Origin of the sequence: Steroidobacter sp., from assembly GCF_016790065.1 — a bacterium.
Lineage (GTDB): Bacteria > Pseudomonadota > Gammaproteobacteria > Steroidobacterales > Steroidobacteraceae > Steroidobacter.
In genome coordinates, this window is the sequence record NZ_JAEUPY010000896.1 from 1 (window position 1) to 7,136 (window position 7,136).

General features: G+C 62.3%; 5 protein-coding genes and 1 pseudogene. 4 read left to right on the forward strand and 2 right to left on the reverse strand.

The window, feature by feature from the left end; all coding sequences use genetic code 11:
- Positions 1-714: arginase (rocF, locus tag JNL55_RS35910; RefSeq protein ID WP_293866434.1), on the forward strand; the 714-nt coding region annotated here is incomplete at its 5' end.
- An 84-nt stretch (positions 715-798) separates the two neighbouring features.
- On the opposite strand, the gene JNL55_RS35915 is transcribed toward rocF, so the two are convergent.
- Positions 799-1,092: a hypothetical protein gene (locus tag JNL55_RS35915; RefSeq protein ID WP_293866437.1), complete on the reverse strand. Its 294-nt coding sequence runs from the start codon at positions 1,090-1,092 to the stop codon at positions 799-801.
- Between the two features lie 98 nt (positions 1,093-1,190).
- On the opposite strand from JNL55_RS35915, the gene JNL55_RS35920 reads away from it, so the two are divergent.
- The 3 genes from JNL55_RS35920 (at position 1,191) to JNL55_RS35930 (ending at position 6,242) form a co-directional block, all read left to right on the forward strand.
- Positions 1,191-3,131: a DUF4118 domain-containing protein gene (locus JNL55_RS35920; RefSeq protein WP_293866440.1), complete on the forward strand. Its 1,941-nt coding sequence runs from the start codon at positions 1,191-1,193 to the stop codon at positions 3,129-3,131.
- Between the two features lie 8 nt (positions 3,132-3,139).
- Positions 3,140-3,835: a response regulator gene (locus tag JNL55_RS35925; RefSeq protein ID WP_415923235.1), complete on the forward strand. Its 696-nt coding sequence runs from the start codon at positions 3,140-3,142 to the stop codon at positions 3,833-3,835.
- Between the two features lie 127 nt (positions 3,836-3,962).
- Positions 3,963-6,242 carry a hybrid sensor histidine kinase/response regulator gene (locus JNL55_RS35930; protein ID WP_293866446.1) on the forward strand — a complete coding sequence of 760 codons (2,280 nt, stop codon included), beginning with the start codon at positions 3,963-3,965 and terminating at the stop codon, positions 6,240-6,242.
- A 25-nt stretch (positions 6,243-6,267) separates the two neighbouring features.
- On the opposite strand, the pseudogene JNL55_RS35935 reads toward JNL55_RS35930, so the two are convergent.
- A pseudogene (locus JNL55_RS35935) lies at positions 6,268-7,136 on the reverse strand (amidohydrolase family protein); the annotation flags it as partial.

A 7,136-nucleotide genomic window follows, 5' to 3' on the forward strand; every position in this document is an offset into this window, starting at 1 on the left:
GCCTGGAACCAGGCCATTCACGACTCGGTGCATGCCGATCTCACTCGCGGCCACTTTCCCATTCTGCTGGGCGGCGATCATTGTCTGGCCATCGGCTCGATCAGCGCGGTCTCGCGTTACTGCGCCGGTGCTGGCAAGAAACTGCGAGTGTTGTGGCTCGATGCCCATGCCGATTTCAACACCAGCGAGCTCACGCCCAGCGGCAACATCCATGGCATGCCGGTGGCTTGTATCGCCGGCTTCGGTCCGCACCAGCTGACACACATGGCGGGACACTCGCCAGCCATCAGCGCCAAAGACATTCGCCAGATCGGTATTCGCAGTGTCGATCCGCCGGAGAAACGTTTCGTGCGTGAGAAGGGGCTGGAGGTGTACGACATGCGTTACATCGACGAAGTCGGTATGCGCGCCACCATGGAACATGCGCTGGCCGACATGGACGACAACACGCATTTGCATGTCAGCTTCGACGTCGACTTCCTGGATCCGCAGATTGCGCCCGGCGTGGGCACGACCATTCCTGGCGGCCCGACCTATCGCGAAGCGCAGCTGTGCATGGAAATGATCGCGGACACCGGCCGCATGGGCTCGCTGGACGTCATGGAATTGAATCCGGCGCTGGATGTGCGCAATGCCACCGCGATTTTGGCGGTCGATCTGATCGAGTCGTTGTTCGGCAAGAGCACGCTGATTCGGCAGCGGGACCTGCCGTGAACAGGTAGGAGGGGCGCCGTCAGGCTGTAGTCGTTAGGCGGAATGGACGTCCGCCTGGCGGATCAGGTCCCGAGGCTCGAGTGGCTAGCGCCGAGCCTCGTTTTTCGGCACCAGGCGCAGGGTCGGATCGGCGTCCTTACCCTCTTTGGCGTCCGGCTCGCTTTCTTTGGCTTCCAGCTGGGTGACCCGCTGGCTGAGGCGCAGTACATGGTCGAGCAGTTCGTTGACCATCTGCATGTATTCCATCTGCTCCCGCACCGGCGGCAGGGCACTCCACTTGCTTTGCTCCGCGTATCGGCCGCTGACCCGGCCAGCGTAGAAGGCGGCGATGGCGACCAGCAGCAGCGCGCCTCCCCAAATGATAGTGGTGTCCAGCATCGGCGCACCTTAGTGACTGCGCTGTGATGGTGCTGTGACTTTTTTCGGGCGGCCGGGCGGCCCGCAGGCGCTGGAATAGCGTTTGCTATGCTTGGCCGGTGAGTCCGAAACAAAGAGTGCTGGTGGCAGTGGGGGTGGATGCGAACGCCGAGCGGGTGATGCAGGCGGGCAAGCGCTTCGCGGACGCACTGGCCGCACCCTGGACGCTGGTGTCGGTCGAGACTCCCGATTTGATCAAGCTGTCCGCGGTCGGCCGCAACCGTTGGGCGGGACTGCAACGGCTGGCGGCCTCGCTTGGTGCTCAGACCGTCACGCTCGACGGGCCGTCGGTCAGCGAAGCGCTGTTCGAGTACGCGCGTACTTCGGAAGCTACGCACATCGTGATCGGGGCGCCCAAGCGGCAGCGGCTGTTGGGCTGGCTGCGGCCGTCGCCGCCGACTCAATTGGTTCGTCGTGCGCACGGCTTCGATGTGATCGCCGTCAGCGCGACGCCGGATGAGGGCGTCGCTGCCGGCGCCGATGTCTCGTTCGGGCCCGAACCTCCGGCCAAAATTCAATGGCATCGCTACACCTGGGCGATGCTGGCCAGCGCGGTCACCACCGCGATTGCCTACGCGATGGATCCGTACTTCGCGCTCGCCAACATCATCATGGCGTATCTGCTGGGCTCGGCGTTGGTGGGCATCAAGTTCGGTCGCGGGCCCGCCGTGCTTGCGTCGTTGGCCAACGTGGTCGCGTTCCTGGTTTATTTCGTGCCGCCGCGCTTCTCGCTATCGATCGCCGATCTGCAATACCTGGTCACCTTCATCGTGATGTTGATCGTCGCCGTCACCATGGCCAACTTGATGGCCAGTGTCCGTCAGCAAATCAGAGCCGCGGGTGCACGTGAGCGTCGCACGGCACTCTTATATGCAATGAGCCGAGATCTCTCGGCGACCCGTGGCGTCGCCAACATGGCGCGAGTCGCGGTCAGGCATATCGCGGACGTGTTCCATTGCAAGGCGACGGTGCTGATGCCGGATGGCGCCGGCAACCTGCAACGACCGAAAGAGGCTCCGGTGGAGAACTCATTTCTGGACGCGGATCTGTCCATCGCGCAATGGGTGTTCGAGCAGGGCAAGCGCGCCGGGCTGGCTTCGGACAACATGCCGACGGCGCCAGCGATGTATGTGCCGCTCAAAGACGAACATCGGCGGCTGGGTGTGTTGGCGATTTTGCCGAGCAATCATCGGCGCATGCTGATTCCCGATCAGTATCGATTTCTGGAAGCATTCGCTGAGCAGTTGAGCCTGGCCGTCGAACGAGCGGGGCTGTCGGCAGCTGCGGAAGCAGGTCGCGTGGCGGCCGAGACAGAAAGTCTTCGCAACACTTTGCTGGCGTCGATCTCACATGACTTGCGCACGCCGCTCGCGGCCATCGCCGGTGCGGGCAGTGCTTTGGCCGAGCGCGGGCCGGAGCTGGATGATGAGATGCGAACGTCGCTGGCTCGCTCGATTGCCGCGAAGGCCGTGGAAATGTCGGAGATCGTTTCCAACGTGCTGGATCTGATGCGTTTCGAGTCCGGCCAGATGACGTTACGGCGCGACGGACACTCGCTCGACGATTTGATCGGCGCGGCCCTGGGTCGGGTCGAGGAACGGCTGCGAGATCATCCGGTGCGCATCGATATTCCCAATGAGTTACCGGTGTTGTCGGTGGACGGCTCGCTGATCGTGCAAGCGTTGGCCAACATCTTCGACAACGCCGCCAAATACACGCCGAACGGTGCGCTGGTGCACGTTCACGCACGTGTCGAAGGAGCAGGTGTCGAGGTGATCATCGATGACCAAGGGCCGGGATTTCCAGTGGGAGATCGCGACCGTCTGTTCAACAAGTTTCAGCGCGGCAAGGATGAAGGTTCGGTGGCGGGTGCCGGCCTCGGGTTGGCCATCTGTCGCGCCATCATTCATGCGCATGCCGGTGAGATCCGGGCGCTCGACCGGCCCGGTGGCGGTGCGCGTATCGAGTTCTTTCTGCCCAGCATCGAGAGTGCGTCATGACGCAGGCCATGCATCGCATTCTGGTGGTGGAGGATGACGAGGCGATTCGCACCGTACTGCGTGCGCTGTTGCATTCGTATCGAGTCGTGGAAGCGGAGACGGTGGCGCGTGCGCTCATCGAAGCTCGAACTCATCAGCCGGATCTGCTGATCGTCGACCTGGGCTTGCCGGATGCGGACGGTCTCGAACTGATTCAAGACGTTCGCAGCTGGTCGGTGGTGCCCATCATTGTTCTATCGGCTCGCGCCATGGAGGCGCAGAAAGTGGCGGCCTTGGAAGCGGGCGCCGATGACTATGTCACCAAACCTTTCAGCACGCCGGAGCTGATTGCTCGCGTTCGCGCTGCGTTACGTCGAAGCGCACGAGGAACCGAACGAGCGCCAGTCGTGCAACTCGGCGAGGTCACCATCGATTTGAGCCGTCGCGAGGCTCGCGCCACCAACAAGAAGATCCGCTTTACACCGCTCGAGTATCGAGTACTCGAATGTCTGGCGCGCCAGGCAGGGATGATCGTCACCGCCTCGCAACTCATCCGCGAAGTGTGGGGCCCGGATCGTTCCCAGGACACCCAGAGCCTGCGCGCGTGCCTGAAACATTTGCGACAAAAGATCGAACCCGAGCCGGCGCGACCTCAGTACATCATCACTGAGACCGGGCTGGGCTATCGGCTGCGCTCCAGCGAAGTGCCGGGTCAGGTGGAGTGAGCTCTGGCCAGCCCGTGGAAGTTCGTTCCACGCCAGCCAGTAGGGCCTTTGTCGGGAAACAAAGCACCTTGTTCGGGCATTGGGTCACGTAACATCCCGTGCAAAGAACCATACAGCGGACCCATCCATGCAGAGCTTCACGGCGGTGCCGACGTTCGACGCGCCCGGCGGAATCGAGTCGGTCATCACGACCGACGAGCTGAGTCGGCGGCCGAACCGGCCGGCCGATTTCGCCGCCGAGAATCAGGTGTTGCAGAAGTTGGCGAGCACCATGGCGGAGGAGCCCAAGCGGGTGCTGCAGGAGTTGGTCGACAGTGCGCGGCAGCTGTGTCGGGCCGGGTCAGCGGGCATCAGTCTGCTCGATCCGGAGCTCTCCGGGCCGGCTGCGCAGTTCCGTTGGGTTGCCACGGCGGGCGAGTTCTCTCGCTACGCGGGCAACACCATGCCGCGGCACTTCAGCCCGTGCGGCTCGGTGCTAGACGCCAATCGCATGTTGATGATGAAGGATCCGGTGCGGCACTTTCCGTATATCGAGGTACTTTCTCACTCGGTGGATGAAGTGCTGTTGGTGCCGTTCTATCAGGGCAGCAAACCGGTCGGCACGGTGTGGGTCGCTCACCATAGTCCGGACCGACAATTCGACTCCGAAGATGCTCGCGTAGTGACCAGCTTGTCCAAGTTCGCGGCAGCGGCGGTGCAAGTGCTGGCGACCGTGGATTCCAAGCGCAAGCTAGAAGAGGATGCTCGCCTTTCCACGGAGCGCAACTTAGCGGCGCTGGCTGTAGAGCTCAAGGACACTCAGCGGCTGCGTGATGTTGCGGCTCGCCTGATCGGCGGCGACGATCCGTCGGCGCTGTTCGACGAAATTCTGCTGGCGGCGCTGGAGATCACCGAGGCCGACGCCGGCACCCTGCAGCTGCTGGAACCGGCGTCGAAGACGCTGTTCTTTCTGGCGAAGCGCGGCTTTAGCCAGGAAATCACAGATCATTTCGCCCGCGTCGATGCCTCATCGGATTCTCCGTGTGGTATCGCTTTGTCTAGTGGCAGCCGTGCATTCATCGATTTTGCCGCGAATGCCCCGGTCGGCAGCTCCGATCAATGGCACTTCGATGAAGGCATGCGCTGTGCGCAGTCGACACCGTTGCTGAGTCGTTCGGGCCGGCCGTTGGGAATGTTTTCGACGCATTGGCGCACGCAACGGACGTTGAGCGAGCGTGAGATTCGTTTTCTGGATCTGCTCGGAAGACAGGCCGCCGATTTGATCGAACGAGCTCAAGCGCAAGACGCGCTGCGCGAGGCCGATCGGCGTAAGGACGAGTTCCTGGCTGTGTTAGCGCACGAGTTGCGCAATCCGTTGGTGCCGATTCGCACTGGCGTGGAGTTGTTGAGTCGAGCAGCTCAGCAGCCGGCGTTGATCGAGAAAATCCGGCCGATGATGGAGCGCCAGGTCGCGCACGTGGTGCGGCTCATCGACGATTTGCTGGATGTGTCGCGCATCACCTCGGGCAAGATCGAGTTGCAGCGGCAGAAAGTGACACTCGCAAGCGTCATCGACAGCGCGGTGGAAGCGAACCGTAGCGCCATTGCCACGGCTGGCTTGGAACTGGCGCTCAATGTCGAGACGCCGGAGGGCTTGATCGAGGTCGATCCGACGCGATTGTCACAAGTCATCGCCAACATCTTGCACAACGCTACCAAGTTCACACCGCGTGGCGGAGTCGTCACGCTGGATGCTCGAGTGCGTGTTACTGGTGACGCGGCCGAGTTGGTTTTGAAAGTTACCGATACCGGGGTCGGCATCGACCCGAAGCAGCTGTCCAGAATTTTCGGATTGTTTGCTCAGGTGCATGGCGACAGCTCCAATCGGCTCGGCGGCTTGGGCATCGGGCTGGCGCTCAGTCAGAAGCTTGCTGAATTGCACGGCGGCAGCGTCACCGCCGAGAGTGCCGGCTTGGGCACGGGCTGCAAGTTCACGGTTCGCATACCCACGCCCGACCTTCTAACCGAACACGACTCTGCGTCGGTGAAAATAACGCCTGCCTTGCAAGGACCGCGCGTGCTGATCGTCGATGACAATCGGGACGCGGCCGACGCCACCGGCATGTTGATGACGAACTTGGGCGGCGACGTTCGTGTGGTTTACGACGGAACGAGCGCGTTACAGCTGTTGCAGGAGTTCGACGCGAAGTTGGTGCTGCTCGACCTCGGCATGCCGGGGATGGACGGTTACCAGTTGTGCCGACGCATCCGGGACTCCAAGGGCACCGGTGTCTCTATCGTGGCCATTACCGGTTGGGGGCAGGAAGAAGATCGGCGACGGACCATCGAAGCGGGCTTCGATGCCCATCTCACCAAGCCCGTCGATTTGCGCGCGCTGGCTGCAGTCGCGCGCTCCATGAATATGTAGCCGAGCAGGCGCGGTCGGATCGGGCTCAGCCGCCCGATGCTTGTCGCCCGCTTTTCGGACAGCTACCCGCCGTCGCTGCATGTCGTAGCAACTTGCCGGCCGCTGTGCCGGTGAGTTTGCCGTTGTCGATGGCCAGGCGGCCATTGACCACCAGCTGAGTCACGCCTTCGGACAGCTCGCGAGGATGCAAGTAGTCGGCTTTCGGGGCGTAGCGAGCGGGATCGAATACGACGATGTCGGCAGCGTAGTTATCGCGCAAGTAACCGCGATCGGTGAGGCCCAAGATGTCGGCGGTGCGGCCGGTGGAACTGCGAACGAATTCGCCCACTGTGATGATGCCTTTCTGCACGTACTCACGATACTTCTGCGGATACGTGGCGAACTGGCGCGGATGGCCGGAAGAACCGTCCGAGCTGGTGACCACCCAGGGTTGGCGCATGAAACGAATCACGTCGGCGTTGTCCATGTTGAACGACACGGCTGCGTCCCGACCATCGCGAACCACGAACAACGCTGCTTCGATGGCATCTTCGTTGCGCTCGCGAGCCAGATCGCCGAGTTTCTTGCCGTGCCAAGGTGAACCAGCCACCGTCAGCACCAACGAATCGGCGCCACCGCGACGGCGCAAGTTCTCACGCATTTCTTCGCGAATCTTTTGCGAGGTCGCGGCATCGTCGAGTCGTTTCAGCAGAGCAGGGCGGCCGCCATCGACAGCCCATCGCGGCAGCAACGCGGCACTCAGACCCGTGCCTGAAGCCAGCCAGGGATATTGATCGGCAGTGACTTTCTGTCCGCTGGCGTGCGCCTCGTTGACCAGTTTGATCACGGCGTCGGCTTGACCATGCACGTCGACGCCCAGCGCTTTGATATGAGCGAAGTGCACCGGCAGGTTGG